We start from the raw sequence: 26,098 nt of genomic DNA, 5'->3' as shown, positions 1-26,098 counted from the left end.
TATTCGAATGCGACAGTATCATCCGGCTGCGCGAATGCCAGAGCCTTCGCGAAGGCGCGCCTCGGTCCTCGATATCTCCCGGCGGCATGACTCGCGACATGATTGCCTCCGCGTGCGCTTCGACGGCTGACGCCTCAGCCCGTCTTGCGCAACTGCGCGATCATCGCGTCGATGTCACCCCGGTTGCGGTCCAGCAAGGCGCCGATTTCCGAGCGTTCGGTCAGCAGCATGTTCACCCCCTCGATGAACATGTTGAACATCCGGCCCGAGTTCTGCCCGATATGGAAGGACACCTCGAAGGGCGCCTCGCCGCGCAGGTAGGCGGTGGTCACGACCTCGAATGCGTTGCGGATCGGGCGCGATCCTGTCACCTCCAGCCGGCCGCCGATGAATTCGTGGAACCGCTTGCCATACTTGCGCGCGATGTAGCCGGAAAATGCGTCGGTGAACGCCTTTTTCTGCGCCGCACTCGCGCGCCGCCCGTCGGCCCCCAGAGCGTAGGCGGCGATGGTGGGCAGGTCGGCGTAGCGCCGAAATATCCCCTCGAAGTCGCGGATCATCGACGACACGCTCTTGCCAGAGGCGATCACGCGGTTGATTTCGGCCACCAGGTTGCGCACCAGCGATTCCGCCTGGGCGGCGGTGGCGGCGCGCGCACCGGTGGGCAGCGCGGCCCCCAGCCCCAGCGCGGCGGCGCCCAACAGCGCGGCGCGGCGGGTCAGCATGAGGTTCGGCATCAGAAACCCTCCGTATCGATGGCGTCGGGATCGATATAGGCGTCCCCGTCCGCCTCGGTAGTGTCGCCCAGGTCGAACCGGCTGTTCTGAAGGTAGATCAGGCGCAACTGCGAATAGCTGTCGATGCTCTCATACAGGACCGAATCCACCGCGCCCTCGTAGCGCGCCCGGTCGATCACCTTGGCGGTGACGACCGACCCCGTCTTCCACCGACGCTGAACCGGGGTCAGAACGTAATCCAGCGGATTCAGGAACAGGTCCACCGCCCGGCCGACGCTGTCGCGCTCGGTCGAGGGGCCAAAGACCGGCAGCACCACGTAGCCGCCCTCGGGCAGGCCCCAGACATAGAGCGTCTCGCCAAAGGTGCTTTCGTCCTGCGGCAGGCCGATATCCTTGGCAAGGTCGAACAGCCCGCCCAGGCCCAGCGTGGCGTTGACCGCAAAGCGCAGCGTGTTGCGCGCCGCCCGGCCCAGCCGGACCTGCAGAACCTGGTTCACCACCGTCTTGGGCAGTGACACCGTGTCGGCGAAATTCACCACCATCTGCTGCACTTCAGGCGGCACCGCCTGCGTCGCGTCGCCCGCGCCCGAGATTAGCGTCCGGTCGACCGCCAGGTTGAATTCGTGCACCCGGCGGTTCGCGGCCTCGTTGGGATCCCAGACGCCGTCGGGCGCCTCGCCGGGGCCAGGCACCGAACAGCCGGCCAGTGCGGCAGCCAGAACCAGAGGAAAAAACGCAGTTGCAGCCCTCATGGCAGCGGGCCCCCTTCAATTCGTTCTCGAAACCGGGCGATCTTCCGCTTGTGACTGGTCAAGACCGCTTCGATTTGCATTTACTTAAGACCGTTCTGCAAGATACCCAATTATCGCGCCGGGTTTCGACCTCTTTGTGGCACTTTCGCGACAGCGTGGGAAAGACACGCTTTGCCACTGCGGTCGCATCACGGTAAGACCGTCCCCGAGGACCAGATCATGAGGCAAAAAGCCCGATGAGCACAGACCGCTTCCAGAAGGGAAGGGACGAGTTGCGCGCAGCCCGCCGCAAGTCGCGCCCCTATTACTGGTTCGTCGCCATCTTCAGCTTCTTCGTGAACGTGCTGATGCTGACCGGGCCGCTCTACATGCTGCAGGTCTATGACCGGGTGTTGGGATCGCGCTCCGAGGCGACGCTGATCGCGCTCTCGGTGCTGGTGATCTTCCTCTACGGGATGATGGGCATTCTCGACTATGTGCGCGGGCGCATCATGGGGCGGGTCGCCGCGCGCTTCCAGTCGGCGCTGGACCTGCGGGTGTTCGACGCCGTCGTGCGCCGCGCCGCGGTCAAGCCCGACGAACTGGCCCAGACCGGCCTGCGCGACCTTGAATCGGTGCAGCGCCTGATGTCCTCGCCGGTGCTGATGGCCTTCTTCGACATCCCGATGACGCCCTTCTTCATCCTGGGCATCTTCATCTTCCACCCGTGGCTGGGCTACCTGGCGCTGGCGGGCGGCGCGGTCCTGATCGTCGTGACGCTGGTCAACCAGGCGGTCACGCGCAATCCGACGCTGAAATCCAACATCGCCGTCATGCAGGCCGAGCGGACCTCGGACCAGATCCGCAACGAGGCCGAGATGGTGCATGCGCTGGGCATGCGCGGCGCCGCCTTCCGACGCTGGTTCGCCGCCCGGCGCGAGGCGCTGGCCGGCCAGATCGGTTCCAGCGACCTGACCGGGACCTTCACGACCATCACCAAGACCTTCCGCCTGCTGCTGCAATCGGCGATGCTGGGCCTTGGTGCCTACCTGGTGCTGCTCAACGAACTGACGCCGGGCGCGATGATCGCGGGCTCGATCCTGATGGGACGGGCGCTGGCCCCGATCGAGATGGCAATCGGCCAGTGGGCGCTGGTGGAACGCGCGCGCAAGGGCTGGGACAGCCTGGCGCAGCTGCTGACCGAGGTGCCCGAAGAGCCCGAGCGCACCGCCCTGCCGAAACCTGCCGCGCGCCTCGAGGTCCAACAGCTGACCGTCGTGCCGCCGGGCGAACAGCAGGCGGCACTGCGCCTGGTCACTTTCAATCTCGAACCGGGGCAGGGGCTGGGCGTGATCGGGTCCTCGGGCGCGGGCAAGTCCACGCTGGCGCGCGCCATCACCGGTGTCTGGCGGCCGGCGGGTGGCAAGATCCGGCTGGACGGCGCCTCGCTCGATCAATACGGGCCGGACGTTCTGGGCAGCCATATCGGCTACCTGCCGCAGCGCGTGACCCTGTTCGACGGCACAATCGCCGAGAACATCGCGCGCCTGTCGCCCAATCCCGACCCGGAAAAGATCGTCGAGGCCGCACGCAAGGCCGATGCGCACGAGATGATCCTGAAACTGCCCAACGGCTACGACACGAGGGTGACGGCCACCGGCGGGCGGCTGTCGGGCGGCCAGATGCAGCGTATCGGACTGGCGCGCGCGATGTATGGCGACCCGACGATCCTGGTCCTGGACGAGCCCAACTCGAACCTCGACAACGAGGGCTCCGAGGCAGTGAACCGCGCCATCAGGGGCTTCAAGGCGGCGGGCAAGTCGGTCATCATCATGGCCCACCGCCCTGCCGCCATCAAGGAATGCGACCTGCTGCTGATGCTGGAAAACGGTGGCCGCGTGGCCTTTGGCCCCAAGGAAGAGGTGCTGGCGAAAGTGGTCCAGAACCATCAGCAGATCGCGCAGAGCGCGGGCCCCGGAGGCGTGCGATGACCAACAAACCCGATTTCCCGCTGCGCACGCCGATGATTGTCGGCCTGCTGGCGCTGACCGTCCTTGTCGGCGGTTTTGGCGGCTGGGCGGCGACGACGAACATCTCGGGCGCGATCGTGGCCTCCGGCCAGATCGAGGTCGAACGCAACCGCCAGGTGGTGCAGCATCCCGATGGCGGCGTCGTTGCCGAGATCGTGGTCGACGAGGGCGACACGGTGCAGGCGGGCGACGTGCTGATCCGGCTGGACCCGACCCTGCTGCTGTCCGAACTGACCATCGTCGAGGGCCAGTATTTCGAACTGGTTGCGCGCCGCGCGCGCCTGTCGGCGGAACGCGATGGCCTCGACGGGATCACCTTCGCCCCGGAACTGCTCGAACGCGCGCAGGCCGACCCAGAGGTGGCCGACCTGGTCGAGGGCCAGCGCAACCTGTTCGTTGCCCGCCGCGATTCGGTGAACCGCGAGATCGAGCAACTGGCCAAGCGCTCGGACCAGATCGTCGACCAGGTCCGCGGGATCGAGGCGCAGCAAACCGCGCTGACCGAACAGCTTGCGCTGATCGAAAAGGAACTGGCCGACCAGCAATCGCTGCTGGACCGCGGGCTGACCCAGGCGCAGCGCGTCCTGGCGCTGCAACGCGAGGAGGCACGGCTGTCGGGCCAGGTGGGCGAACTCACCGCGCAAAAGGCGCAGGCCGAGGGCCGAATCACCGAGATCGACATCGAGATCCTGAAACTCGACACCCGCCGCCGCGAAGAGGCGATCACCACCCTGCGCGACCTGCAATTCCGCGAACGGGAACTTGCCGAACAGCGCCGCGCGATCCACGAGCGGCTAACCCGCCTGGACATCACGGCCCCCGTCAGCGGCGTGATCTACGGGCTGACGGTCTTTGCCCCGCGCAGCGTGGTTCGTCCCGCCGACCCGGTGCTGTTCATCGTCCCGCAGGACCGCCCGCTTGTCATCGCCGTGCAGGTGCCGACGATTCATATCGACCAGCTTTTCGTGCAGCAGGAAGTCGCGTTGCGCTTTTCCGCGCTCGATCAGCGCCAGACACCCGAATTGTTCGGCCGCGTCGTGCAGATCTCCGCCGACGCCTTCGAGGATCAGGCCAGCCGCGCCCGCTACTACCGGGCCGAGATCGTGCTGTCCGACGGCCAGATCGATCGCCTGCCGACCGGCGTCGTGCTGATTCCCGGCATGCCGGTCGAGGCCTTCATCCGCACCGCCGACCGCACGCCGCTGGCCTACCTGGTGAAACCCTTTACCGACTATTTCGCCAAGGCCTTTCGCGAGAGCTGAAACGGGCGGCGATCCATCGGTGTGCCTGACGGCACGCTCTTCCGCCTCGGCCCCCTCCCTGTCCCTCCCCCGTGACCGAGGGAGGGCAGCGCGTGGCAGGCCCACCCCGCCTGACCTGCGCTCGCCCCTTTTCATTCCCGCCGCCGCTGCCTAGCCTGCGCGCGACCAACGGAGGATTCCCATGACCAACGCCATCGAGACCCGCCTTGCCGAACTCGGCATCACCCTGCCCGGCGCGCCCGCCCCGGCAGCGAACTACGTGCCCTTTGTCCGTTCCGGTGACCTGCTGTTCGTGTCGGGCCAGGTCAGCATGAAGGACGGCGCCTTCGTCACCGGCAAGGTCGGCGCCGACATGACCGTCGAGGATGGCGCCGCCGCCGCCCGCGCCTGCGCGCTGAGCCTGCTGGCGCAGGTCCGCGCCGCCTGCGAGGGCGACCTGTCGCGCCTCAAGCGGGTGGTGAAGCTGACCGGCTTCGTCAACTCCACCACCGATTTCACCGATCAGCCGAAGGTCATCAACGGCGCGTCCGACGTGCTGGTCGAAATCCTCGGCGATGCCGGGCGGCACTCGCGCTCGGCCGTGTCGGCGGGCGCGCTGCCATTCGATGTCGCCGTCGAGATCGAAGGCATATTCGAGATCGCCTGATGCTGCCCGCCGCCTTCCTGGCCCGCCCTATCGCGCACCGCGCCCTGCATGGCACGGCCGGGCCCGAGAACTCGCGCGACGCGATCCGCGCCGCCGTCGAGGCGGGCTATGGCATCGAGATCGACCTCCAGCCCTCGCGCGACGGGCAGGCGATGGTGTTCCACGACTACGATCTCGGCCGCCTGACCGGCGAGAAAGGCCCGATCCGACAGCGCGACGCCGCCGCGCTGGCCGGACTCGCGCTGAAAGGCACAGGCGACGGTATCCCGACCCTGCCCGAGGTGCTTGGCCTAGTCGCCGGCCGTGTGCCCCTGCTGATCGAGCTCAAGGACCAGCACGGCTCGATGGGCGAGACCGATGGCACGCTGGAAACCGCGACCGCCGCGGCTCTGGAGGGGTATGACGGCCCTGTCGCGGTCATGTCCTTCAACCCGCATATGGTCGCCCGTATGGCCGGCCTCCTGCCCGGCCTGCCGCGCGGCCTGACCACCTGCGCCTATCCCGCCAAGGACTGGCTGACCCTGCCGCGCGCTGTCCGCACCCACCTTGCGCGGATCCCCGATTTCGACCGCACCGGGGCCAGTTTCGTCAGCCATCAGCACACCGACCTCTCCAGCCAGCCCGTAGCAGCGCTCAAGGCGCGTGGCGTGCCGGTGCTGTGCTGGACGATCCGTACGCCCGACCAGGCCGGGACGGCGCGCCGCGTGGCCGACCAGATCACCTTCGAGGGCTTTGCGGCTTGAACCGCGCCGCGCGCGCGCCAGATTGCCCCTCGTGATGACAGAACCCCGCCGCGCGCCCAAAATCGAGGTTTCGCTTCTCACCTCTCTGTCGCAGATCGCGGTCGAGGAGTGGGATGCCTGCGCCTGCCCCGAGGCCGCCGATGGCACCCGCCCCGTCGACCCGTTCACCACGCATCGCTTCCTGAAGGCGCTGGAGGACAGCCGTTCGGTCGGCACCGGCACCGGCTGGTCGCCGCGCCACCTGGTGGCAAGTCAGGACGGGCAGGTGATCGCCGTCGCGCCGATGTATGTCAAAAGCCACAGCCAAGGCGAATACATCTTCGATCACAACTGGGCCCACGCCTATGAACGCGCGGGCGGGCGGTATTACCCGAAACTCCAGCTCGCCGTGCCTTTCACCCCCGCGACGGGGCGGCGCTTCCTGACTCGTCCGGGTTTCGAGGCCGAGGGCATGGCGGCGCTGGTTCAGGGCGCGGTCCAATTCGCATCCGAAAGTGGGGTCAGTTCGCTTCACGCCACCTTCTGCACGGAAGCCGAGGCGATCGCCGGGGACAGTATGGGCCTGATGCGCCGGGTCACCCAGCAGTACCACTGGCGCAACGCGGGCTACGCCGATTTCGATGCCTTCCTCGCCAGCCTCAGCTCGCGCAAGCGCAAGGCGATCCGCAAGGAGCGCGCCACGGCGCAGGCTTTCGGCGGTGAGATCGTACAGCTGACCGGCGACGCGATCCGCGCCGAGCACTGGGACAGTTTCTGGACCTTCTACCAGGACACCGGCGCGCGGAAATGGGGCACGCCCTATCTCACCCGTGCCTTCTTCGAGATCGCGCAGGAGCGGCTGCGCGACGACATCCTGCTGGTCCTGTGCCGCCGCGACGGACGCGACGTGGCTGGCGCCTTGAACCTGGTCGGGCGGCAGGCGCTGTTCGGCCGCTACTGGGGCTGCATCGAACATCACGACTGCCTGCATTTCGAAACCTGCTATTATCAGGCTATCGACTATGCCATCGCGCAGGGATTGAAGCGGGTCGAGGCCGGGGCTCAGGGCGACCACAAGCTGGCCCGCGGCTATCTGCCGGTGCAGACCCACTCGCTGCACTGGATCGGCGATCCGGGCTTTGGCCGCGCGGTGGCGCGCTATCTGGAGGCGGAACGCGCCGCGGTGGACGAGGATATCGAGATCCTCACCGCCTACGGCCCCTTCCGCAAGGACAGGCAGGAGGAACAGGAATGACCGAGAAACTGTCGGACACCGCGCGCAAGACCGTGCTGGCGCCGCTGCTGGAGAATGGCTGGTCCATGGTCGAGGGCCGTGACGCCATCACCAAGACCTACACCTTCGCCGATTTCACCGAGGCTTTCGCCTGGATGACCCGCGCGGCGCTCTGGGCCGAGAAGTGGAACCACCACCCGGAATGGTTCAATGTCTACAAGACGGTCGAGGTGACTCTCTCGACGCATGACGTGGGCGGGCTGTCGGCACTGGATGCCAAGCTGGCGCGCAAGCTCGACACGCTCTAGGGGGCTCTGCCCCCAGCCCCTGTGGGGCTTCCCCCGGAGTTTGTCCGGCAAGATGAAGAGGAACCGGTTCACCCTTCATCTTGCCCCTAAACTCCGGGGGCTGGGGGGCTGGCCCCCCACGGCGCGAGGACAGGATTCAGCCCATCGCCGCGAGCAGCGCCTCGCCGCCGGAGACATCGCAGACGCCGGGGTTTTCCTCGGCCTGGAGGATCGTGATCACGCCGTCCTCGACCAGCATCGCGTAACGCTTGGAGCGGTCGTAGAGACCGACAGGCGGGGCGGTGAAATCCATGCCGACCGCCTTGGTGAATTCTGCCGCCGGGTCGCCCAGCATAGTGATTCCCGCCGCGGTGGCACCGGTCGATTCGCCCCAGGCGCCCATGACGAAGGGATCATTCACCGACAGGCAGATCACGTCGTCCACGCCCTTGTCGGCGAACTGCGCCCGGGTGCGGATGAAACTGGGCACGTGGGCCGTGGTGCAGGTGCCGGTATAGGCGCCGGGCAGGGCGAAGATCACCACCTTGCGGCCCTTGACCAGCTCTCCGAGGGCCACCTGTTCCGGCCCCTTGTCGCCCAACCGTGCCAGAGTCGCCTCGGGCAGCCGGTCTCCTGTCGAAATCGTCATGGTCGCATCCTTCCCTGCAATTGCGTTTCCCATGATCCCGACTATAGGTTGCGCGCAGGGAAGGGAAACGGGGGGAACGCAGATGACCGGCATTGTCGTGGTCGGAGGCGGTCAGGCGGCGGCATCCCTGGTGGCGCGGCTGCGCAGTCGTGGATTCGACGGCGCCATCACCCTGATCGGGAACGAGCCGGTGCCCCCCTACCAGCGTCCTCCGCTGTCCAAGGGCTATCTGCTGGGCGAGATGGCGCGCGAGCGGCTGTATCTGCGGCCCGACAGTTACTATGCGGAGCAGGACATCGACCTGCACCTGGCGCAGCCCGTAACCGGCATCGACCGGGCGGCCCGCACGGTGACCGCGGGCGGGCAGGACATCGCCTATGACAAGCTCGCGCTCTGCACCGGGTCTGTGCCGCGACGCCTGCCTGCGGCGATCGGCGGCGACCTGAGCGGCGTCCACGTGGTGCGCACGCTGGCCGATGTCGACGCGATGGCGCCGGACTGCCAGCCGGGGCGGCGGGTGCTGATCGTGGGCGGCGGCTATATCGGGCTCGAGGCGGCGGCGGTCTGCGCGAAACTGGGCATGCGCGTCACCCTGATCGAGGCCGCGCCGCGCATCCTGCAACGGGTCGCGTCAGAGCAGACCTCGGAGTATTTCCGCGCCCTGCACAAGGCGCATGGCGTCGACCTGCGCGAGGGGGTGGGCCTAACCCGCCTGCTCGGAGAGACCCATGTGACCGGGGCCGAACTGACCGACGGCACGACCCTGGATGTCGATCTTTGCATCGTCGGCATCGGCATCGCGCCCGCCACCGCATTGGCCGAGGCGGCGGGGCTCACGATCGACAACGGCATTGCGGTGGACGCGCAGGGCCGAACCTCGGACCCGGCGATCTGGGCGGCGGGCGACTGCGCCGCGTTCCCGCATCAGGGCGGGAGGATGCGGCTCGAATCCGTAGGCAACGCCATCGACATGGGAGAGCTTGTGGCCGACACCATGCTGGGCGACGACCGCGCCTATGTGCCGAAACCCTGGTTCTGGTCCGACCAGTATGACGTCAAGCTCCAGATCGCGGGTCTTTCGACCGGATATGACCAGGTGGTGACGCGCAAGGGCGCAGACGGCGCCGTTTCCTTCTGGTACTACGCGACCGGGCGCCTGATTGCGCTGGACGCGATGAACGAAAGCCGATCCTACATGGTCGCCAAGCGCCTGATAGAGGCCGGCCGCAGCGCCGACCCGCAGGCGGTGGCCGACCCTGCCACAGAACTCAAATCCCTTCTCAAAGGATGAGGCCCAAACCGTGAGAATAGTCGCTGGAGAATTCCGAGGCCGTCGCCTCGTCGAGGTGGGCAAGGGCGACGAGGGCGCGCATTTGCGCCCCACCACCGACCGCGTCCGCGAGGCGCTGATGGGCACGCTGTCTGGCGGGCGCTATGGCGACCCGTTCGAGGGGGCGCATGTGCTCGACCTGTTTGCCGGGACCGGCGCGCTGGGGCTCGAGGCGCTGTCGCGCGGGGCGAGCCACGTCACTTTCGTCGATGACGGGCGCATCGCGCAGACGCTGATCCGCCAGAACGTCGCTGCCTTGCAGGTCACAGAGCGCGTGCGCCTGCTGACCCGCTCGGCGCTGAAACTGCCGCCGACCGACGATCCGGCGCACCTAGTCTTTCTCGATCCGCCCTATGGCAAGGGTCTTGGGGCCAAGGCGCTGGCCTCGGCCGAGGCGGGCGGCTGGCTGGCCTCCGAGTCGCTGATCGTCTGGGAGGAAAGCGCCCCGCAGGAGCCGCCGCCCGGATTCATCCTCATCGAACATCGCAGCTATGGCGACACGGTTGTCACCCTGCTTCAGGCGCCGTGACCCCGGTTGCGCCGCGCTGCGGCGCCGGGTGACTGGAAAAGCGGCACGGATCGGTTTAAGTGTCGGAAAACAACACCGGAGACCGGCTCTTGAACCATGACACGGGCGGTCGTCAGACACGCGACGGCATCCGCATCTACCAGACCGAGGATTTCGCCGGCATGCACAGGGCCGGCGAGCTGGCCGCGCGCATCCTCGACGAGGTCGCGCCGCTTGTCGTTGTCGGCCAGACCACCGAGGCGCTTGACGATTTCATCCGCACGCGCGTCGAGGAGGCCGGCGCGACCAGCGCGACGATCGGCTACAAGGGCTATCAGCATGCCTCCTGCATCTCGGTCAACCACGTGGTCTGCCATGGCATTCCCGGCCCCAAGACGCTGAAGGACGGCGACATCCTGAACATTGACGTGACGGTGATCGTCGATGGATGGTTTGGCGATACCTCGCGCATGTATGTGGCGGGAAAACTCAGCCGCAAGGCCGAGCGCCTGATCGAGGTCACGCATGACGCGCTGATGCGCGGCATCGAGGCGGTCAGGCCGGGCAACACCTTCGGCGACATCGGCTATGCCATCCAGACCTTTGTCGAGGCGAACCGCATGTCGGTAGTGCGCGATTTCTGTGGCCACGGTCTGGGCCGGGTGTTCCACGCACCGCCCAACGTGCTGCATTACGGCCGCCCCGGCACCGGGCCTGTGCTGGAAGAGGGGATGTTCTTCACCATCGAGCCGATGGTGAACCTCGGTCGCCCGGAAACCAAGGTGCTGGCCGACGAATGGACCGCCGTGACCCGCGACAAGAGCCTGTCGGCGCAGTTCGAGCATTCGGTGGGCGTGACCCCGGACGGGGTCGACATCTTTACCCTGTCGCCGGCCGGCATGTTCCACCCGACCTACTGAGCTGATCCGCTGTCGGGCGGTGAGAGGATTTCCCGAAGCAGGGAAGCCCCTTTCCCGTGGCGCCAACCGCCCGGTGGTCTAGCTTGGACCGCAGATCCGACCCGAAGGAACCGCCTTTCATGACCACCGGCGCGCCGCGCGGCGTCTTCCTGATCCTCTCGATCTGCAATTTCGTGATCGGCATGGGCGCCTTCGCCCTGATCGGCATGGTCGAGCCTCTGGCAGAAGGGCTGGGCGTGCCGGTCACGGCGGCGGCCTCGCTGCTGACGGTCTACGCGGTGGGGTTCGCGATTTCCTCGCCGGTGCTGGTGGCGCTGACCGGCCGGATGGGGCGGCGGCGGGTGCTGGCGCTGGGCATGGCGGTGTTCGGGGTTACGACCCTTGCGGCGGCGGCAGCGCCGGACCTTGCGGTGCTCTATCCGCTGCGGGTTCTGGCGGCGATGGGGGCGGGACTGGTGACACCGGTGACGCTGGCCATCGCCGCCGCGCTGGCCCCGCCCGAGGGGCGCGGCCGCGCGCTGTCCGCGGTGTTCTTCGGGCTGACGGTCAGCCAGGTGCTGGGCGTGCCGGCGGGGGGCTGGCTGGCCTACACGTTCGGGTGGCGGGTGGTCTTTGTCCTGGTGGCGGTGCTGGTCGCCCCCTGCATCTGGCTGGTCTGGACGCGGGTGCCGGCCGGGTTGCGCTTTGCCCCGGTGTCGCTGCGCGATCTGGGCCGGACCCTGCTGGACGGGGTGGCGATGGCGACGGTCGGCTTTACCGTGGTCTTCATCGGCGCGATCTATGCGTTGTATACCTACCTGTCGCCGCTGCTGTCGCAGACCATGGGGTTCGGCCGCGACGGGGTGGCGCTGGCGCTGCTGGTCTTCGGGCTGGGCGCGCCGCTGGGCAACCTGGTCGGCGGGTGGATGGCCGACCGGCTGGGCGCGGAGCGCAGCCTGACCGGGGTCTGCCTGGTGCAGGTCGCGGTGCTGCCGCTGTTTGCGCTGCTGCCCCTGCCGGTGGCGGGATTGTTCGGGCTGATCTTTGTCTGGTCGCTGGTGGGGTGGGCGTTTTCGCCCAGCCAGCAGCTGCGGCTGGTGCAACTGGACCCGGCGCGGGCGCCGGTGCTGATGTCGCTGCATGCGGCGTCGATCTATGTCGGTATCGCCGCCGGGTCGGCGGCGGGCGGTGTCGTGGTGGCGCTGGCAGGGCTGTCGATGACCGGGCCGGCGGCGGGGGCGCTGGCGCTGGCGGCGCTGGGCGTGCTGCTGTGGTCGCATCGCGCGGCGGCGCTGCGGCGGGCCGGCTGACGGCGCTCGTCCCGGCCGCTGGCCGGAACCTCGCCCCGCCCGCCGTCCCATGCTGCTCGTTTCGCGGCGAAACCCGCGCCGCTATCGCATAACAGCACGGGTTGCATTAACCTTGGGGCAAATGGAGGTGTGCGATGACCCGAAGACTGGCCCTTACCCTGACCGGCGCCCTGCTGGGCACCGCCTCGCCTTTGGTGGCGGACGGCGACGCGCTGGTGATCGCCAATGCGCGCGCCTCGGGTTTTGACACGCTGTTCTCCGGCGCCCGGCTGGGCGCGGCGGCGACGTCGCTGCGCAATGCGGGGCTGTCCGTGGCGGAGCGGACCGGGGCCGACGCAGCCGGCATGCGGGCCGCTTTCGCCGAATTCGTCGCCGGGCTGGCGCCGGGCGACGATCCGGTGATCGTGCTGCTGTCGGGAGACGTGGTGCACGGGGCGGCGGGGGCCTGGCTGCTGCCCGCCGGGATGCAGGCGCCCGACGCCGCGCGCGCCATGACCGAGGGCCTGTCGCTGGACGCCGTCCTGTCGGTGCTGGCCGGCTATCCCGGCCGTGCCGTCCTGCTGCTGGGCGAGGGTGACGCGGATCTCGGTGCCGAACCCTTTCTGCGCGCGGGTCCCGGCGCGCTGGACATCCCGCAGGGCGTAACGGTGCTGCGCGGCCCCGCCGTTGACGTTGCGCGTCTTGCGGTGGGCGATCTGGCACAGCCCGACCTCCGCCTGATCGAGGCCGCGCGACGCCGGGAACTGACGGTCGAGGGTTATGCTCCCGACGACCTGGTCCTGCTGCGCGCAGCAGATGTGGTCATCGCGCCGCCGCAGCCGCTGCCACCACCGCAGCCGCAGGCGGATGAACTGGCCTGGGCAATCGCGCAACGCACCGACTCGCCCGAGGGCTACCGGTCCTACCTGGACCGCTTTCCCGGCGGCCTGCATGCCGACGCGGCGCGGCAGCGGCTGGCGGCGATCGAGGCCGATCCCTTCTTCCGCGAGCGCCGCGCCGAGGAGGCGCTTGGCCTCGACCGCGAGGCGCGGCGCGACATCCAGCGCGACCTGACCCTGCTGGGCTACAGCACGCGCGGGATCGACGGCATCTTTGGCCGGGGCACGCGCAGCGCCATCGACCGCTGGCAGGCGGACAACGGACTGCCGCGAAGCTCTTTCCTCGACCGGGCGCAGGTCGATCGGCTGGACCGGCAGGCGGCGCAGCGGGCCGACGAGCTAGAGGAAGAGGCGCGGATCAAGCGCGAGGAAACCGAGCGGCGCGACCGAATAGCGTGGGAGTCCGTCACCGGCCCCAACGACGAAAGCGGGCTGCGTCGCTACCTTCAGCAATTCCCCGACGGCCTGTTTGCCGACCGTGCGGCGGAACTGCTGGCCGAGATCGAGGCGCGCCGCGCCGACCGCGCTGCCGAACGCGACCGCCGCGCCTGGGCGCAGGCCGAGGCGGCGGGAACCGAGGCGGCCTATCGCGCCTACCTGGCCGAATTCCCGGACGGTGCGTTCCGCCGCGACGCCGAGGACCGCCTGCGCCGCCTGACCCGGCCCGACCCCGAGGAGGATGCACGCGCCGCGGCCCGCCGCGCCGAAGAGGCGCTGAACCTCAACGCGATCACCCGCCGGCTGGTCGAGGCGCGACTGGATCAACTGGGACTCAGGCCGGGCGATGTGGACGGGCGCTTTGACGATCGCACGCGCCGCGCCATCCGCCGGTTCCAGCAGGATCGCGGACTGGTTGCGACAGGCTATCTCGACCAGGACACGGTGGTGCGGCTGCTGGCGGTAGGCATCCTGCGGCAATGAGAGAAAAGGTCAGCCTGCCTGACGCAATGTTTCGCGCGCGAAACATTGCGTTCATTTGAAACGATTCTTTTCACGAATCGGCAATATGTCCTGCCTGACTCCTGCTGCGGCGCGCAGCGTCCGGTTTGAGCCATCTCAAGGCGCAGAGGCGCAAGACCTGTCATAATTCTTTTGTATTCAAAAAAGAGGGACGCGGCATGGCACCGGATGGACAGGCTGAAAAGATCGTGAATGGCAAGGCGGCAACGGACTTGGACGCAACGCTACCGGACGTTGCGCCCGAGAAGCGCGACACCAAGGCCTCGGAGGATCAGACTCCTTCCCGGCACCATGCGCCGACCCCGGACGAGATCCACCGCGCCTTCGAGACGGGGAAATATCCCTATGACACGCGTATGTCGCGCCGGTCCTACGAAAAGCAGAAGGCGCAGCTTCAGGCCGAGTTGCTCAAGGTGCAGATCTGGGCGCAGGAGACGGGACAGAAATTCGTCCTGATCTTCGAGGGCCGCGATGCCGCCGGCAAGGGCGGAACGATCAAGCGCTTTACCGAGCACCTGAATCCGAGAGCGGCGCGGGTCGTGGCGCTGAACAAGCCCTCGGACGTGGAGCGCGGCCAATGGTATTTCCAGCGCTACATCCAGCACCTGCCCACCGCTGGCGAGATCGTCCTGTATGACCGTTCGTGGTACAACCGCGCGGGCGTCGAACGGGTCATGGGGTTCTGCGAGCCCAACGACTATCTCGAATTCATGCGCCAGGTGCCCGACCTGGAGCGGATGCTGGTCCGGTCGGGAATCCACCTGTGCAAATACTGGTTCTCGGTCACCCAGGAAGAGCAGCGCCGCCGCTTTGACAGCCGCGAGACCGATCCGCTGAAACAGTGGAAGCTGAGCCCGATCGACAAGGCGAGCCTCGACAAGTGGGAGGATTACACCGAGGCAAAGGAAGCGATGTTCTTCTACACCGACACCGCCGACGCGCCCTGGACGGTGGTCAAGTCCGACGACAAGAAGCGCGCGCGGCTGAACTGCATGCGGCATTTCCTGTCGACGATCGACTATCCCGGCAAGGATCACCGGATCGCCAAGGCGCCCGATCCGCTGATCGTTGGTGGCGCGGGGCATGTGATCCACCGGTCCGACCATATCCTTGGCAAGGCTCTTCATCCCGACACGCGTCGGGTCTGAGCCGGCCCGGCGTGGCGCGCCTTGGGGAGGGGTGCGCCACGTCCGGATACTCGGCGGTCACCGCAGGTCGCCGAGAGTGTCCATCAGCGGCGCCATCCCGGCGAAGGTGTCGAGCAGAGCGGCGCGCGGATCGGCCTGAAGCGCGGCGTCCAGGCCGTCCTGCCAGACGACCAGCCCCTTGCGCATCAACAGGTCGGCACGCGGGTGATCGGCGGGACAGGGTTGGGGGGGATGCTTGAGTTCGGGGGAGGGGATTCGCCATCCGCCCTCGGCAAGGAGCCGCGCCACTTTCTCGCCAGGAACGCCTGCGACGGTCTCACGCCAGGCGGCCAGTTGGGTGGGTTCAAAGCCCCTGATGCCGGCCCCGGCGGTCGCATAGTCGGGCGACAGACCGAACATCCACGCCCGCCCGTCGGCCAGAGACCACATCAGGTGCAGGTGGACGTGATAGGGCGTCTTGTCCTCGGAAAAGCGGATGTCGCGATGCGGACGAAAGAGTTTCGTGCGAACCATTTCGCCGAACCGGGCCCGCAACACTGGTGCGATGTCGGCCAGCAGCCGTTCGGCGGGGCGTTTCAGGCGGGCGTCGTAGCGCGCCTTGTTGGCTTCGAACCAGCTGCGGTCGTTGTTCCGCGCCAACTCCGACAGGAAGGCGCGGGCATCGGCGTAAAGGGCGCCGGTCTCGACAGGATCTGGCATGGGCACTTCTGTTCCCGATGACGCTGGGGAAGCCTAGCACGAAACCGCCGGTGCCGCGCCTGCTTCTTGCGGCGCGGGCCGGGATCGCTACATCTTTCAGCGATCGACAGGAGGAGTGCCATGATCCGAAGCGCCTGCGCTGCCCTCGCCGCCTGCTTCTGTGGGCCGGTCGCCGCCCATCCGCACATCTTCGTAGACAGCGCGTTGCGGGTCGTGGTCGAGGACGGCCTCGCGGTGGCGGTCGAGCTGACCTGGACCTGGGACGATTTCTTTTCGCTGCTGATCTTCGAGGACATGGGGCTGGACCCCGATGCCGATGGTGTGCTGACCCCGCAGGAGTTGGTGACGCTGCGGGGCTTCGACCTGGTGGAATGGCCGCCTGGGTTCGAGGGCGATCTCTACGCCTGGTCGGAGGGGCGCAAGATCGAGATGGGCTTTCCCGAGGCGACGGGCATTTCGGTCGAGGCCGGGCGCATCGTGTCGAGCCACCGCCGCAGCCTGCCCGCCGTGCCTGCCTCCGCGCTTGAGCTGAAGCAATACGATCCCACCTTTTACGTCGCCTATTCGCTGCGCGACGCCATCGCCTCTGGCGGGTGCGAGGTGCGGGTGGCGCCACATGATCCGCAGGCGGCGGAGAAAGTGCTGGAGAAGGCCCTGGAGGAGACGCCCGAGGACATGTTCGCCGAGATCCAGCTTGGCGAGCACTATGCCGATACAGTGCGCCTGCGATGCGACGCGTCCTGATCGTGGCCGCGGCGGCGGTCGTCGCCCTGGCGGCCTGGCTGTGGCTGCTGGGCGGGGACGGGCAGGTCGCGGTCTGGGCGGCCGAGGGCCAGCGCGCGGCGCAGAACGCCATGGCGCAGGGTCTGCGCGCTCTGCGGGCGGGCGACCCGGGCGCGTTGACGGCGCTGCTGACGGTGTGTTTCGGCTATGGCTTCTTTCATGCTGCGGGGCCGGGCCACGGCAAGCTGCTGATCGGCGGTTATGGCGTGGCGCAGGCGGTGCCCTTGGCGCGGCTGTCGGGTCTGGCGCTGGCGTCGAGCCTTGCGCAGGCGGGCAGCGCTGTGGCGCTGGTCTATGGCGCGCTGTGGCTGCTGGGCTGGGGCCGCTCCGAGATGGAGGGGCTGGCCGAGGCGTGGCTTGCGCCTCTGTCCCACGCGGCGATCGCGGCGATTGGGCTGTGGCTGGTGGCGCGGGGCGCGCGCCGGCTGTGGGGGGCGCGGGTGGTTCATCACAAGGCGCATGATCATGGACATTCCGGCGATGGGATCTGCGAGAGTTGCGGCCACGCGCATGGACCGACGGTCGAAGAGGCCGCCTCGGTCCGCAATTGGCGGGATGCGGCGCTCTTGATCGGCGCAGTGGCGATCCGGCCCTGCACCGGGGCGCTGTTCCTGCTGATCCTGACCTGGCGCATGGACTTGGTCTGGCAGGGGATCGCCGGGACGGTGGCGATGGCGCTGGGAACCGCTTCGGTCACGCTGGCGGTGGCAGTGGCGGCGGTATCTTTCCGTGAAGGTGCGCTGGCGCGGCTGGTCTCGGGCGGCGGTCCGGGCGCGCTGCGCGGCGCGGCGCTGGTCGAGATGCTGGCGGGCGGCGTGGTGGCGGCGCTGGCGGTGCAGTTGCTGTTGCGCGCGATGTGAGGCGGGGTCCGGGGGCTCTGCCCTCGTCGCGTGTGCTGCGCTTTCTCGAGGTATTCGTGGCTAAGAGAGGCCTTGGGGCCGGGATAGGTTCCTCCTTGCCGAGGTGTCGCGTCTGGGCTTGTGACGGCGGCGCCGGTTGCTTATGGCTCGGCTTATGACGGCATTGGCAATGACATTCGGCGGCCACCTGCGGGCGGTCCTGGCGCTTGGCCTGCCCCTCGTGGGCGGGCACCTGGCGCAATTCGCCATCGGCCTGACCGACACGATCATGGTGGGCTGGTACGGCGTGCCGGAACTGGCGGCGCTGACGCTGTCGGCGTCGTATTTCTTTACGCTCTACATCCTGGGATCGGGCTTTGCCTGGGCGATCATGCCGATGGTGGCGACCTTTGCCGCGCGGGGCGACGAGGTGATGATCCGCCGGTCGACGCGCATGGCGCTATGGCTGTCGATCCTCTATTTCGCGGCGGTCCTGCCGCTATTGCTGTTCGCCGGGCCGATCCTTCGGACGTTGGGGCAGGATCCCGAGATCGCCGCGCTGGCCGGGCGCTACCTGCGGCTCGTGGGCTGGGGGATGCTGCCGGCGCTGGGCGTGATGGTGCTGAAGAACTACCTCGCCGGGCTGGAGCACACGCGCGCGGTGCTGTGGATCACGGTCGCGGGGGCGGTGGCGAACGGACTGGCGAATTACGCGCTGATCTTCGGCAACTGGGGGATGCCCGAACTGGGGATCGAGGGGGCGGCGCTGGCCTCGGTCGTGGCGAACGCCGTCATGCTGGGCTGCGTTCTGGCCTACGCGCTACGGCGGCTGCCCGAGCACCGGCTGATGGTGCGCTTCTGGCGGCCCGACTGGGAGATGTTCGCCCGGGTGTTTTCGCTGGGTCTGCCGATAGGGCTGACGGCGCTGGCCGAGGTGGCGCTGTTCGCGGCGTCCTCGGTGATGATGGGCTGGCTGGGCACGGTGACGCTGGCGGCGCATGGGGTGGCGATCCAGATCGCATCGGCGGCCTTCATGTTGCAATTGGGCCTGTCGAATGCGGCGACCGTGCGGGCGGGAAACGCGCTGGGGCGGGGCGATGCGCGGCACCTGGTCATGGGGGCGCGGGCGGCGCTGCTGCTGGGCGCGCTGGGCGTGGCGCTGTCGGTCTTGGCCTTTCTCGGGGCACCGGAATTCCTGCTGGGTGCCTTCGTGGGCTCGGACGAGCCAGCGCGCGACGCGATCCTTGCGACAGGCACGGGCCTTCTGGCGATGGCGGCTCTGTTCCAACTGGGTGACGCGGCGCAGGTCATCCATCTGGGCCTATTGCGCGGTTTGCAGGATACGCGGGTGCCGATGGTGATGGCGGCGCTGGCCTATTGGGGTGTCGGCATGCCCGCCGCCTGGGTCTGCGCCTTTCCGCTGGGGCTGGGCGGGATCGGCGTCTGGCTGGGCCTCAGCATCGGGCTGGCGGTCGCGGCGCTGGGCCTCGGCTGGCGGTTCTGGACGAAGGGCGCGGCCATGCTGGGCGCGCAGGCGGGGGGCGCGGTGCGGGCCTGAGGCTTGCGCCCGGGCCGCGCGCGCCGTAAGGGGGCGCATTGCCACAAGGAGAGGTGTCATGGGCTTCAAGATGGGGATCGTGGGTCTGCCCAACGTGGGCAAGTCGACGCTGTTCAACGCGCTGACGCGGACGGCGGCGGCGCAGGCGGCGAATTTCCCCTTCTGCACGATCGAGCCCAATGTGGGCGAGGTCGCGGTGCCCGATCTGCGGCTCGACCGGCTGGCGAAGATCGCGCAGTCGCGGCAGGTGATCCCGACGCGCATGACCTTTGTCGACATCGCCGGGCTGGTGAAGGGTGCCAGCAAGGGTGAGGGGCTGGGCAACCAGTTCCTCGCCAATATCCGCGAGGTCGACGCCATCGCCCATGTGCTGCGTTGCTTCGAGGATGACGACGTCACCCATGTTGAGGGGCGCGTCGATCCGGTGGCCGATGCCGACACGATCGAGACGGAATTGATCATCGCCGACATGGAATCGCTGGAAAAGCGCCTTCAGAACATCGTGCGCAAGGTGCGCGGCGGCGACAAGGAGGCGATCCAGCAGGAGCGCCTGATGAAACAGGCGCTGGCCGTGCTGGAAACGGGCCAGCCGGCGCGGGTCGTAAAGGTGGATGCCGAGGACGCCAAGGCCTGGCGGATGTTGCAGCTGCTGACCTCCAAGCCGGTGCTGTATGTCTGCAACGTCGACGAATCCGAGGCGGCAAGCGGCAACGCCCATTCCGAGGCGGTGGCGAAGATGGCCGCGGCGCAGGGCAACAGCCACGTGGTGATCTCGGCCAAGATCGAGGAAGAGATCAGCCAGCTGGACCCGGACGAGGCCGAGATGTTCCTGTCGGAACTGGGGTTGGAGGAGGCCGGGCTCGACCGTCTGATCAAGGCGGGATACGAGTTGCTGGGGCTTCAGACCTATTTCACCGTGGGGCCAAAGGAGGCGCGCGCCTGGACGATCCGCAAGGGCACGCTGGCGCCGCAGGCGGCGGGCGTGATCCACGGCGATTTCGAGAAGGGCTTCATCCGGGCCGAGACCATCGCCTATGACGATTACGTCTCTCTGAACGGCGAGCAGGGGGCGAAGGACGCGGGCAAGATGCGGTCCGAGGGCAAGACCTATCTCGTGCAGGACGGCGACGTCATGCACTTCCTGTTCAACACCTGAAAACGCCCGGGTGATTCCGGTCAGGGTGCCCGTGCTGCGGCGCAGCGCGGGTTTCGGTCGTTTTTGCACCGCTACGCTTAATTGTTCAGCCGCTCACCGCCCGATTTCCGGGCAGTGCTGAGTGGTGTGCCTAATATTAGGTCAAATTTTACCGCTCGGCTGGCGGGACTGGCGAATTGCCTGCGATTCCCGCGCCTCACCCCGTCTTAATCCCGTTGCGGCGGTCGCATAGGCGACGTCGATGCCGCGCGGGGGCCGGTCCTGGCAGACGTTTGACCCCCGCACGACTGCAACAAGATTGCTGCGGCGCGGGACGTAGCACGGGCTTGGCCTGTGTCAAAGCCCTGGAACCCATGCGCCGTGGCCCCATGAGGGGGACTCCCGGAATGACTTCGAAACTTCTCGCCACGCTGCCCGCCGCCGCCCTGCTGCTTTCGGCCACGTCGGCGCTGGCACAGGATTGCCCGATCAAGGTCGGCGTCCTGCACTCGCTGTCGGGCACCATGGCGATCTCGGAAACGACGCTGAAGGACACGGTCGAGATGCTGGTCGCCCAGCAGAACGAAAAGGGCGGCCTGCTCGGCTGCCAGCTGGAGGCGGTCGTTGTCGACCCGGCCTCGGACTGGCCGCTCTTCGCAGAAAAGGCACGCGAGTTGCTGACCGTGCACAATGTCGACGTAATCTTCGGCAACTGGACTTCGGTGTCGCGCAAGTCCGTGCTGCCGGTGATCGAGGAACTGAACGGCCTGCTGTTCTACCCCGTGCAATACGAGGGCGAGGAAAGCTCCAAGAACGTGTTCTACACCGGCGCCGCGCCGAACCAGCAGGCGATCCCGGCCACCGACTATTTCCTCGAGGAACTGGGGGTCGAGAAATTCGCCCTGCTCGGCACCGACTATGTCTATCCGCGCACCACGAACAACATCCTCGAAAGCTACCTGATCTCCAAGGGCATCGCGAAAGAGGACATCTTCGTGAACTACACGCCCTTCGGCCATTCCGACTGGTCGACCATCGTCTCGGACGTGGTGGCGCTGGGCGCGGACGGCAAGCAGGTGGGCGTGATCAGCACGATCAACGGCGACGCCAATATCGGCTTCTACAAGGAACTGGCGGCGCAGGGCGTTTCGGCCGACGACATCCCCGTCGTGGCCTTCTCGGTCGGTGAAGAGGAACTCTCGGGTCTCGACACGTCGAACCTCGTCGGCCACCTGGCCGCCTGGAACTACTTCATGTCCGCCGACACGCCGGAAAACGCGTCGTTCATCGAGGCGTGGCATGCCTATATCGGCAACACCGACCGCGTGACCAACGACCCGATGGAGGCGCATTACATCGGCTTCAACATGTGGGTGAACGCGGCCACCGCCGCCGGCTCCACCGACGTCGACGCCGTGCGCATGGCGATGTATGGCCAGACCTTCCCGAACCTGACGGGCGGCATGGCCGAGATGCTGCCGAACCACCACCTGTCCAAGCCGGTGCTGATCGGCGAGATCCGCGCCGATGGCCAGTTCGACATCATCAGCCAGACCGACCCGGTGCCGGGCGACGCCTGGACCGACTTCCTGCCGGAATCGGCCGTGCTGACCTCGGACTGGAAGGACCTGGGCTGCGGCATGTACAACACGCAGACCTCGACCTGCGTGCAGATCAAGTCGAACTACTGAGCTGACGGGGACGCGGGCCGCCTTGGCGGGTCCGCGTCCTTCGCGCCCCGGCCCCGGGCCGGGGCCTCCTCTCCATTCCCCCCGGAAAGTGACTGGATGCTTCGCGCCCTTGTGCTGTCCTTTCTGCTGCTGACCGGGCTGATTGCGCCGGCCACAGCGCAGACCGACCTTCAGACCATTCTCCAGACCCATGCCGCCGAGGTCGAAAGCCCGGGCCGCCAGTCCGTCGGCATCGTGCTGAACGACCTGGCCGCCAGCGGCCTGCCCGGCGTCGCGGCCTTTCTCGAGGCCTGGCAGGGGCGCGAGGTCGTGCGCAACGCGCAGGACGGGCTGTTCTACCGGCAGGGCCGTGCCCAGGGCAACGACGTGCCGCTGCTGGACATCGCGACCGGCGCGCCCGCGGGCACAGCGCCGAAATCCGCGCTGACCGAAAGCCGCCCCAATGGCGGTGTCCGGCGCGAGATCGCCAGCGCGCTGGTGCGCTTCCAGCTGTCCGATCCCGATATCGCCAAGCGCAGCGCCGCGGTCGATTCCATCGCCCGCAGCCCCGACCCAGAACAGGTGGCGCTGCTGGCCGAGAGCATCGACGACGAACCCGACCCGGCGCTGAAGATGCGCAAGGAACAGCTGGCGCTGATGCTGACCGCCCGCTTCGGCGAGACGACCGAGGCCCGCGTCGAGGCGATCGAGGCGCTGGCGGGCAGCCTGAGCCTGGACGTGCGCGCGACGCTGAACCAGATCCTGACGACGACCGATGGCGTCGCCGCCGAGGCGCCGCAGGCCAACATCGCCCGGCTGCGCGAACCCGGCATCGATATGCCGTTGTTCACCGCCTATCGCGAACTGGTCGACGCGGGCCTTGCCCCGCCGCGCGTTCCGCCCGCCCAGCTCAAGGAGGCGTTGGCGCAGCATGTCGAGGGCGGCACGGTCGCGGGCATTCCGCTGGCCCAGCTGTCCGATCCCGCCCGCCGCGAGGAAGCTTACCAGGCGCTGGCGGCGCAGGGCCTCGTGGCCCCCACGGTGCCCGAGGCGGATTTCAACCGCGCGCTGGAAGCCCATGTCTTCTACAGCGCCTATGCCGAGACCGACCCGGCCGTGACGGATGCCGCGCGTCGCACGCTGGACGCGATCCAGACCAAGGTGGGGGTCAACCAGACAGCCGACATCGCGCTGGACGCGCTCAGCCTCGCCTCGATCTACTTCCTCGCCGCCATCGGGCTTGCCATCACCTTCGGCGTGATGGGCGTCATAAACATGGCCCATGGCGAGTTCATCATGATGGGCGCCTACACGGGCTATGTGGTGCAGCTGTTCATCCCGAACTACACGCTGTCGCTGGTCGTGGCGCTGCCGCTGGCCTTTGCTGTGACCTTTGCCGCGGGCGTGGCGATGGAGCGGCTGGTGATCCGGTGGCTGTATCACCGCCCGCTGGAAACGCTGCTCGCGACCTTCGGCATCTCCATCGCGCTGCAACAGCTGGCCAAGAACATCTTCGGCACGCAGGCCCGCCCGCTGACCTCGCCGGGCTGGCTGGATGGTGCGCTGGTGATCAATGAGGTGATCCAGATCAGCTATATCCGCATCGCGATCTTCGTCCTCGCGCTGATCTTCCTTGGGCTGATCCTGTTCGCGCTGAACCGCACGCGGCTGGGACTCGAGGTGCGGGCGGTCACGCAGAACCCCGGCATGGCGGCCAGCATGGGCATCGACCCGGACCGCATCAACATGCTGACCTTCGGTCTGGGGTCCGGCATCGCGGGCATCGCGGGCGTCGCCATCGGGCTTTACGCCAAGGTCACCTCCGAGATGGGGCAGGACTATATCGTGCAAAGCTTCATGACCGTGGTCGTGGGCGGTGTCGGCAATGTCTGGGGCACGCTGGCGGGGGCCACGCTGATCGGCGGGCTGCAAAAGGGGATCGAGTGGTTCAACCCGTCCAACACGCTGGCGGCGCAGACCTACATGATCCTGTTCATCATCCTGTTCATCCAGTTCCGCCCCAAGGGCATCGTCGCCCTCAAGGGCCGCGCGGCGGGGGATTGAGCGATGACCTTTACCGCCACCAATGCGCGCCCTGCGCCCCGCCGCAGTTTCATCGCGCAGAATCCGTCCGTCCTGTGGTTCCTGCTGGCGCTGGCCGTCTTTACCCTGGGCGTCACGCTGCTGTCCGAGGCGACGGGGACCGGGTTCCTGTCCACCTCCTTCGTCAAGACGCTGGGCAAGACGCTGTGCCTCTGCCTGGTCGCCATCGCGATGGACGTGGTCTGGGGCTATTGCGGCATTCTCAGCCTGGGTCACATGGCCTTTTTCGGCATCGGCGGCTACGCCATCGGCATGTGGCTGATGTATGCCCGGACCGAGATCATCGTGACCCGCTCGCTGATGGCCGCGCCCATTCCGCCCACCGAGCAGGAGATCGTCGACTCCATCGGCACGCAGATATTCGGCGTGGTGGGCAGTTCGGAATTCCCGCTGATCTGGTCCTTCGCCGACTCGTTGTTCCTGCAACTGCTCATGGTCATCGCGGTGCCGGGGCTGCTGGCGCTGGTCTTTGGCTGGCTCGCCTTTCGCAGCCGCGTGACCGGCGTCTACCTGTCGATCCTGACGCAGGCGATGACGCTGGCGCTGTCGCTGTACCTGTTCCAGAACGACTCGGGCCTGCGCGGCAACAATGGCCTCTCGGGTCTTCAGAACATCCCGGGACTGGAGGAGATGGGGCAGGCGACGCTGTCGATCGTCTTCTTCTGGGCTTCGGCGCTGGCGTTGGGGATGGGTTACGTGATGTTTGCCTGGGTCGTCTCGGGCAAGATGGGCAGCGTGATCCGCGGCATCCGTGACAACGAGGCGCGGGTGCGGTTCCTGGGCTATCCCGTAGAGAGGTTCAAGCTGTTCGTCTTTACCCTGACGGCGGTGGTCGCGGCCATCGCGGGCGCGCTCTATTACCCGCAGGCGGGCATCATCAACCCGGCCGAAATCGCGCCCATCGCCTCAATCTACCTGGCGGTCTGGGTGGCCATTGGCGGGCGCGGGCGGCTGTATGGCGCGGCGATCGGCGCGGCCTTCGTCTCGCTCCTGTCGTCGTGGTTCACCGGCGGCGGCGCGCCGGACATCAACCTGGGCTTCTACCGCATCCAGTGGACGGACTGGTGGCTGATCCTGCTGGGCCTGTCCTTTGTCGCGGTCACGCTGTTCGCGCCCAAGGGCATCGGCGGCCTGTTCGACCTGCTGTCGCATCGCCACGCACCCGACCGGGTGGGCGATTACGGCCCCGACAAGGGCGCCCTGCGGGCCGAGGAAGGCTCTGAACCGGAGGAGGCCAAATGAGCACGCTGCTGGAACTCTCCGGCGTCTCGGTCAGCTTTGACGGGTTCAAGGCGATCAACAACCTGTCCTTCCAGATCGGCGAACCCGAGATGCGCGCCATTATCGGCCCGAATGGCGCGGGCAAGACGACCTTCATGGACATCATCACCGGCAAGACCCGGCCCGACGAAGGCCGCGTCCTGTGGGGCGAAAAGGGCGTCTCGCTGCTGTCCATGTCCGAAAGCCAGATCGCCCAGGCGGGCATCGGGCGGAAGTTCCAGAAACCAACCGTGTTCGAGGCGCAGACCGTGCGCGAGAACCTGGCCATGGCGCTGAAGAACAAGCGCGGGCCCTTCGACGTGCTGTTCTATCGCAAGAGCGCCGAGGGTGCGGCCCGGATCGACGCCATCGCCGAGGAAATCGGCCTGACCTCGGACCTGGCCCGCCCTGCGGGCGAACTCAGCCACGGGCAGAAGCAATGGCTGGAAATCGGGATGCTGCTGGCGCAGGATCCGCGCCTGCTGCTGGTGGACGAGCCCGCAGCAGGAATGACGCCCTCTGAGCGCGAGCACACGACCGACCTGTTGAAGCGCGCGGCGCAGACACGCGCGGTGGTGGTGGTGGAGCATGACATGGAATTCGTCCGTCGGCTCGACTGCAAGGTGACGGTGCTGCACGAAGGGTCCGTGCTGGCCGAGGGGCGGCTGGATCACGTGACACAGAACAAGGACGTCATCGACGTCTACCTGGGGCGATAAG

At 67.6% G+C, this 26,098-nt stretch carries 24 protein-coding genes; 20 read left to right on the top strand and 4 right to left on the bottom strand.

The annotated features are described in order from the left end of the window. Positions 1 to 134: 134 nt before the first annotated feature. Positions 135 to 737, bottom strand: coding sequence for an MlaC/ttg2D family ABC transporter substrate-binding protein (locus KB874_RS10880; RefSeq protein WP_212536607.1), 603 nt, complete (start codon positions 735 to 737; stop codon positions 135 to 137). Further along, positions 737 to 1,489, bottom strand: coding sequence for an MlaA family lipoprotein (locus tag KB874_RS10875; protein ID WP_212536606.1), 753 nt, complete (start codon positions 1,487 to 1,489; stop codon positions 737 to 739). The genes KB874_RS10880 and KB874_RS10875 overlap by 1 nt, the downstream gene beginning before the upstream one ends. Before the next feature lie 236 nt (positions 1,490 to 1,725). Between KB874_RS10875 and KB874_RS10870 the strand changes: the two genes are divergently transcribed. The 6 genes from KB874_RS10870 (at position 1,726) to KB874_RS10845 (ending at position 7,670) form a co-directional block, all read left to right on the top strand. After that, the gene (locus KB874_RS10870; RefSeq protein ID WP_212536605.1) at positions 1,726 to 3,459 is read left to right on the top strand and encodes a type I secretion system permease/ATPase; all 1,734 of its coding nucleotides are present in this window, start codon (positions 1,726 to 1,728) and stop codon (positions 3,457 to 3,459) included. After that, positions 3,456 to 4,760 carry an HlyD family type I secretion periplasmic adaptor subunit gene (locus KB874_RS10865; protein ID WP_212536604.1) on the top strand — a complete coding sequence of 435 codons (1,305 nt, stop codon included), beginning with the start codon at positions 3,456 to 3,458 and terminating at the stop codon, positions 4,758 to 4,760. Before KB874_RS10870 ends, KB874_RS10865 begins: the two co-directional genes overlap by 4 nt. 181 nt (positions 4,761 to 4,941) lie before the next feature. After that, a complete protein-coding gene (locus KB874_RS10860; RefSeq protein WP_212536603.1) occupies positions 4,942 to 5,406 on the top strand; it encodes a RidA family protein in 465 nt (154 codons plus the stop codon). Further along, positions 5,406 to 6,149, top strand: coding sequence for a glycerophosphodiester phosphodiesterase family protein (locus KB874_RS10855; protein WP_212536602.1), 744 nt, complete (start codon positions 5,406 to 5,408; stop codon positions 6,147 to 6,149). Before KB874_RS10860 ends, KB874_RS10855 begins: the two co-directional genes overlap by 1 nt. Positions 6,150 to 6,183: 34 nt before the next feature. Beyond that, positions 6,184 to 7,383, top strand: a complete 1,200-nt coding sequence (locus KB874_RS10850) for a GNAT family N-acetyltransferase (RefSeq protein WP_212536601.1) — start codon at positions 6,184 to 6,186, stop codon at positions 7,381 to 7,383. Further along, on the top strand, positions 7,380 to 7,670 hold the full coding sequence (locus KB874_RS10845; RefSeq protein WP_212536600.1) for a 4a-hydroxytetrahydrobiopterin dehydratase: 291 nt from the start codon (positions 7,380 to 7,382) through the stop codon (positions 7,668 to 7,670). The genes KB874_RS10850 and KB874_RS10845 overlap by 4 nt, the downstream gene beginning before the upstream one ends. Positions 7,671 to 7,806: 136 nt before the next feature. Here the strand turns inward: KB874_RS10845 and KB874_RS10840 are convergent, their stop codons facing one another. Then, positions 7,807 to 8,298: a peroxiredoxin gene (locus KB874_RS10840; RefSeq protein WP_212536599.1), complete on the bottom strand. Its 492-nt coding sequence runs from the start codon at positions 8,296 to 8,298 to the stop codon at positions 7,807 to 7,809. Positions 8,299 to 8,380: 82 nt separating this feature from the next. On the opposite strand from KB874_RS10840, the gene KB874_RS10835 reads away from it, so the two are divergent. The 6 genes from KB874_RS10835 (at position 8,381) to ppk2 (ending at position 15,331) form a co-directional block, all read left to right on the top strand. Further along, positions 8,381 to 9,589 (top strand): NAD(P)/FAD-dependent oxidoreductase, encoded by a 1,209-nt coding sequence (locus tag KB874_RS10835; protein ID WP_212536598.1) that lies wholly within the window; start codon positions 8,381 to 8,383, stop codon positions 9,587 to 9,589. Positions 9,590 to 9,599: 10 nt separating this feature from the next. After that, positions 9,600 to 10,157: a 16S rRNA (guanine(966)-N(2))-methyltransferase RsmD gene (gene rsmD / locus KB874_RS10830; protein WP_212536597.1), complete on the top strand. Its 558-nt coding sequence runs from the start codon at positions 9,600 to 9,602 to the stop codon at positions 10,155 to 10,157. An 89-nt stretch (positions 10,158 to 10,246) separates the two neighbouring features. Beyond that, positions 10,247 to 11,056 carry a type I methionyl aminopeptidase gene (gene map, locus KB874_RS10825; RefSeq protein WP_212536596.1) on the top strand — a complete coding sequence of 270 codons (810 nt, stop codon included), beginning with the start codon at positions 10,247 to 10,249 and terminating at the stop codon, positions 11,054 to 11,056. A gap of 119 nt (positions 11,057 to 11,175) precedes the next feature. Next, on the top strand, positions 11,176 to 12,345 hold the full coding sequence (locus KB874_RS10820) for an MFS transporter (protein WP_212536595.1): 1,170 nt from the start codon (positions 11,176 to 11,178) through the stop codon (positions 12,343 to 12,345). A 134-nt stretch (positions 12,346 to 12,479) separates the two neighbouring features. After that, positions 12,480 to 14,144 (top strand): peptidoglycan-binding domain-containing protein, encoded by a 1,665-nt coding sequence (locus tag KB874_RS10815; protein WP_212536594.1) that lies wholly within the window; start codon positions 12,480 to 12,482, stop codon positions 14,142 to 14,144. Between the two features lie 197 nt (positions 14,145 to 14,341). Continuing rightward, entirely contained in the window at positions 14,342 to 15,331 is a 990-nt protein-coding gene (ppk2, locus tag KB874_RS10810) for a polyphosphate kinase 2 (RefSeq protein ID WP_212536593.1), read from the top strand. Between the two features lie 57 nt (positions 15,332 to 15,388). Here ppk2 and KB874_RS10805 read toward each other — a convergent pair whose 3' ends face one another. Further along, positions 15,389 to 16,030: a TIGR02453 family protein gene (locus tag KB874_RS10805; RefSeq protein ID WP_212536592.1), complete on the bottom strand. Its 642-nt coding sequence runs from the start codon at positions 16,028 to 16,030 to the stop codon at positions 15,389 to 15,391. A gap of 120 nt (positions 16,031 to 16,150) precedes the next feature. Here KB874_RS10805 and KB874_RS10800 point away from each other — a divergent pair, with 120 nt between their 5' ends. From KB874_RS10800 to urtD, 8 genes are all read left to right on the top strand, one after another. Then, the gene (locus KB874_RS10800; RefSeq protein WP_212536591.1) at positions 16,151 to 16,774 is read left to right on the top strand and encodes a DUF1007 family protein; all 624 of its coding nucleotides are present in this window, start codon (positions 16,151 to 16,153) and stop codon (positions 16,772 to 16,774) included. Next, entirely contained in the window at positions 16,759 to 17,673 is a 915-nt protein-coding gene (locus KB874_RS10795) for a nickel/cobalt transporter (RefSeq protein WP_212536590.1), read from the top strand. Before KB874_RS10800 ends, KB874_RS10795 begins: the two co-directional genes overlap by 16 nt. Positions 17,674 to 17,842: 169 nt before the next feature. Then, positions 17,843 to 19,210, top strand: coding sequence for an MATE family efflux transporter (locus KB874_RS10790; RefSeq protein WP_212536589.1), 1,368 nt, complete (start codon positions 17,843 to 17,845; stop codon positions 19,208 to 19,210). A gap of 58 nt (positions 19,211 to 19,268) precedes the next feature. Beyond that, the gene (gene ychF, locus KB874_RS10785) at positions 19,269 to 20,366 is read left to right on the top strand and encodes a redox-regulated ATPase YchF (RefSeq protein ID WP_212536588.1); all 1,098 of its coding nucleotides are present in this window, start codon (positions 19,269 to 19,271) and stop codon (positions 20,364 to 20,366) included. 386 nt (positions 20,367 to 20,752) lie between these two features. After that, the gene (urtA, locus tag KB874_RS10780; RefSeq protein ID WP_212536587.1) at positions 20,753 to 22,036 is read left to right on the top strand and encodes an urea ABC transporter substrate-binding protein; all 1,284 of its coding nucleotides are present in this window, start codon (positions 20,753 to 20,755) and stop codon (positions 22,034 to 22,036) included. Between the two features lie 96 nt (positions 22,037 to 22,132). Then, a complete protein-coding gene (gene urtB, locus KB874_RS10775) occupies positions 22,133 to 24,079 on the top strand; it encodes an urea ABC transporter permease subunit UrtB (protein WP_212536586.1) in 1,947 nt (648 codons plus the stop codon). Positions 24,080 to 24,082: 3 nt separating this feature from the next. After that, positions 24,083 to 25,360: an ABC transporter permease subunit gene (locus KB874_RS10770; RefSeq protein ID WP_212536585.1), complete on the top strand. Its 1,278-nt coding sequence runs from the start codon at positions 24,083 to 24,085 to the stop codon at positions 25,358 to 25,360. Then, entirely contained in the window at positions 25,357 to 26,097 is a 741-nt protein-coding gene (gene urtD / locus KB874_RS10765) for an urea ABC transporter ATP-binding protein UrtD (protein WP_212536584.1), read from the top strand. The genes KB874_RS10770 and urtD overlap by 4 nt, the downstream gene beginning before the upstream one ends. The last annotated feature ends 1 nt before the right edge of the window (position 26,098 follow it).

The organism is Thetidibacter halocola, assembly GCF_018224955.1.
Lineage (GTDB): Bacteria > Pseudomonadota > Alphaproteobacteria > Rhodobacterales > Rhodobacteraceae > Thetidibacter > Thetidibacter halocola.
Note: the sequence above shows the minus strand (reverse complement) of the source record. Positions and strands in the feature narration are given on the sequence as shown.

Coding starts and splice junctions, on each gene's coding strand:
- KB874_RS10880 (WP_212536607.1), bottom strand. CDS start 737: ATGCCGAACCTCATGCTGACCCGCCGCGCCGCGCTGTTGGGCGCCGCC.
- KB874_RS10875 (WP_212536606.1), bottom strand. CDS start 1,489: ATGAGGGCTGCAACTGCGTTTTTTCCTCTGGTTCTGGCTGCCGCACTG.
- KB874_RS10870 (WP_212536605.1), top strand. CDS start 1,726: ATGAGCACAGACCGCTTCCAGAAGGGAAGGGACGAGTTGCGCGCAGCC.
- KB874_RS10865 (WP_212536604.1), top strand. CDS start 3,456: ATGACCAACAAACCCGATTTCCCGCTGCGCACGCCGATGATTGTCGGC.
- KB874_RS10860 (WP_212536603.1), top strand. CDS start 4,942: ATGACCAACGCCATCGAGACCCGCCTTGCCGAACTCGGCATCACCCTG.
- KB874_RS10855 (WP_212536602.1), top strand. CDS start 5,406: ATGCTGCCCGCCGCCTTCCTGGCCCGCCCTATCGCGCACCGCGCCCTG.
- KB874_RS10850 (WP_212536601.1), top strand. CDS start 6,184: ATGACAGAACCCCGCCGCGCGCCCAAAATCGAGGTTTCGCTTCTCACC.
- KB874_RS10845 (WP_212536600.1), top strand. CDS start 7,380: ATGACCGAGAAACTGTCGGACACCGCGCGCAAGACCGTGCTGGCGCCG.
- KB874_RS10840 (WP_212536599.1), bottom strand. CDS start 8,298: ATGACGATTTCGACAGGAGACCGGCTGCCCGAGGCGACTCTGGCACGG.
- KB874_RS10835 (WP_212536598.1), top strand. CDS start 8,381: ATGACCGGCATTGTCGTGGTCGGAGGCGGTCAGGCGGCGGCATCCCTG.
- KB874_RS10820 (WP_212536595.1), top strand. CDS start 11,176: ATGACCACCGGCGCGCCGCGCGGCGTCTTCCTGATCCTCTCGATCTGC.
- KB874_RS10815 (WP_212536594.1), top strand. CDS start 12,480: ATGACCCGAAGACTGGCCCTTACCCTGACCGGCGCCCTGCTGGGCACC.
- ppk2 (WP_212536593.1), top strand. CDS start 14,342: ATGGCACCGGATGGACAGGCTGAAAAGATCGTGAATGGCAAGGCGGCA.
- KB874_RS10805 (WP_212536592.1), bottom strand. CDS start 16,030: ATGCCAGATCCTGTCGAGACCGGCGCCCTTTACGCCGATGCCCGCGCC.
- KB874_RS10800 (WP_212536591.1), top strand. CDS start 16,151: ATGATCCGAAGCGCCTGCGCTGCCCTCGCCGCCTGCTTCTGTGGGCCG.
- KB874_RS10795 (WP_212536590.1), top strand. CDS start 16,759: ATGCGACGCGTCCTGATCGTGGCCGCGGCGGCGGTCGTCGCCCTGGCG.
- KB874_RS10790 (WP_212536589.1), top strand. CDS start 17,843: ATGACATTCGGCGGCCACCTGCGGGCGGTCCTGGCGCTTGGCCTGCCC.
- ychF (WP_212536588.1), top strand. CDS start 19,269: ATGGGCTTCAAGATGGGGATCGTGGGTCTGCCCAACGTGGGCAAGTCG.
- urtA (WP_212536587.1), top strand. CDS start 20,753: ATGACTTCGAAACTTCTCGCCACGCTGCCCGCCGCCGCCCTGCTGCTT.
- urtB (WP_212536586.1), top strand. CDS start 22,133: ATGCTTCGCGCCCTTGTGCTGTCCTTTCTGCTGCTGACCGGGCTGATT.
- KB874_RS10770 (WP_212536585.1), top strand. CDS start 24,083: ATGACCTTTACCGCCACCAATGCGCGCCCTGCGCCCCGCCGCAGTTTC.
- urtD (WP_212536584.1), top strand. CDS start 25,357: ATGAGCACGCTGCTGGAACTCTCCGGCGTCTCGGTCAGCTTTGACGGG.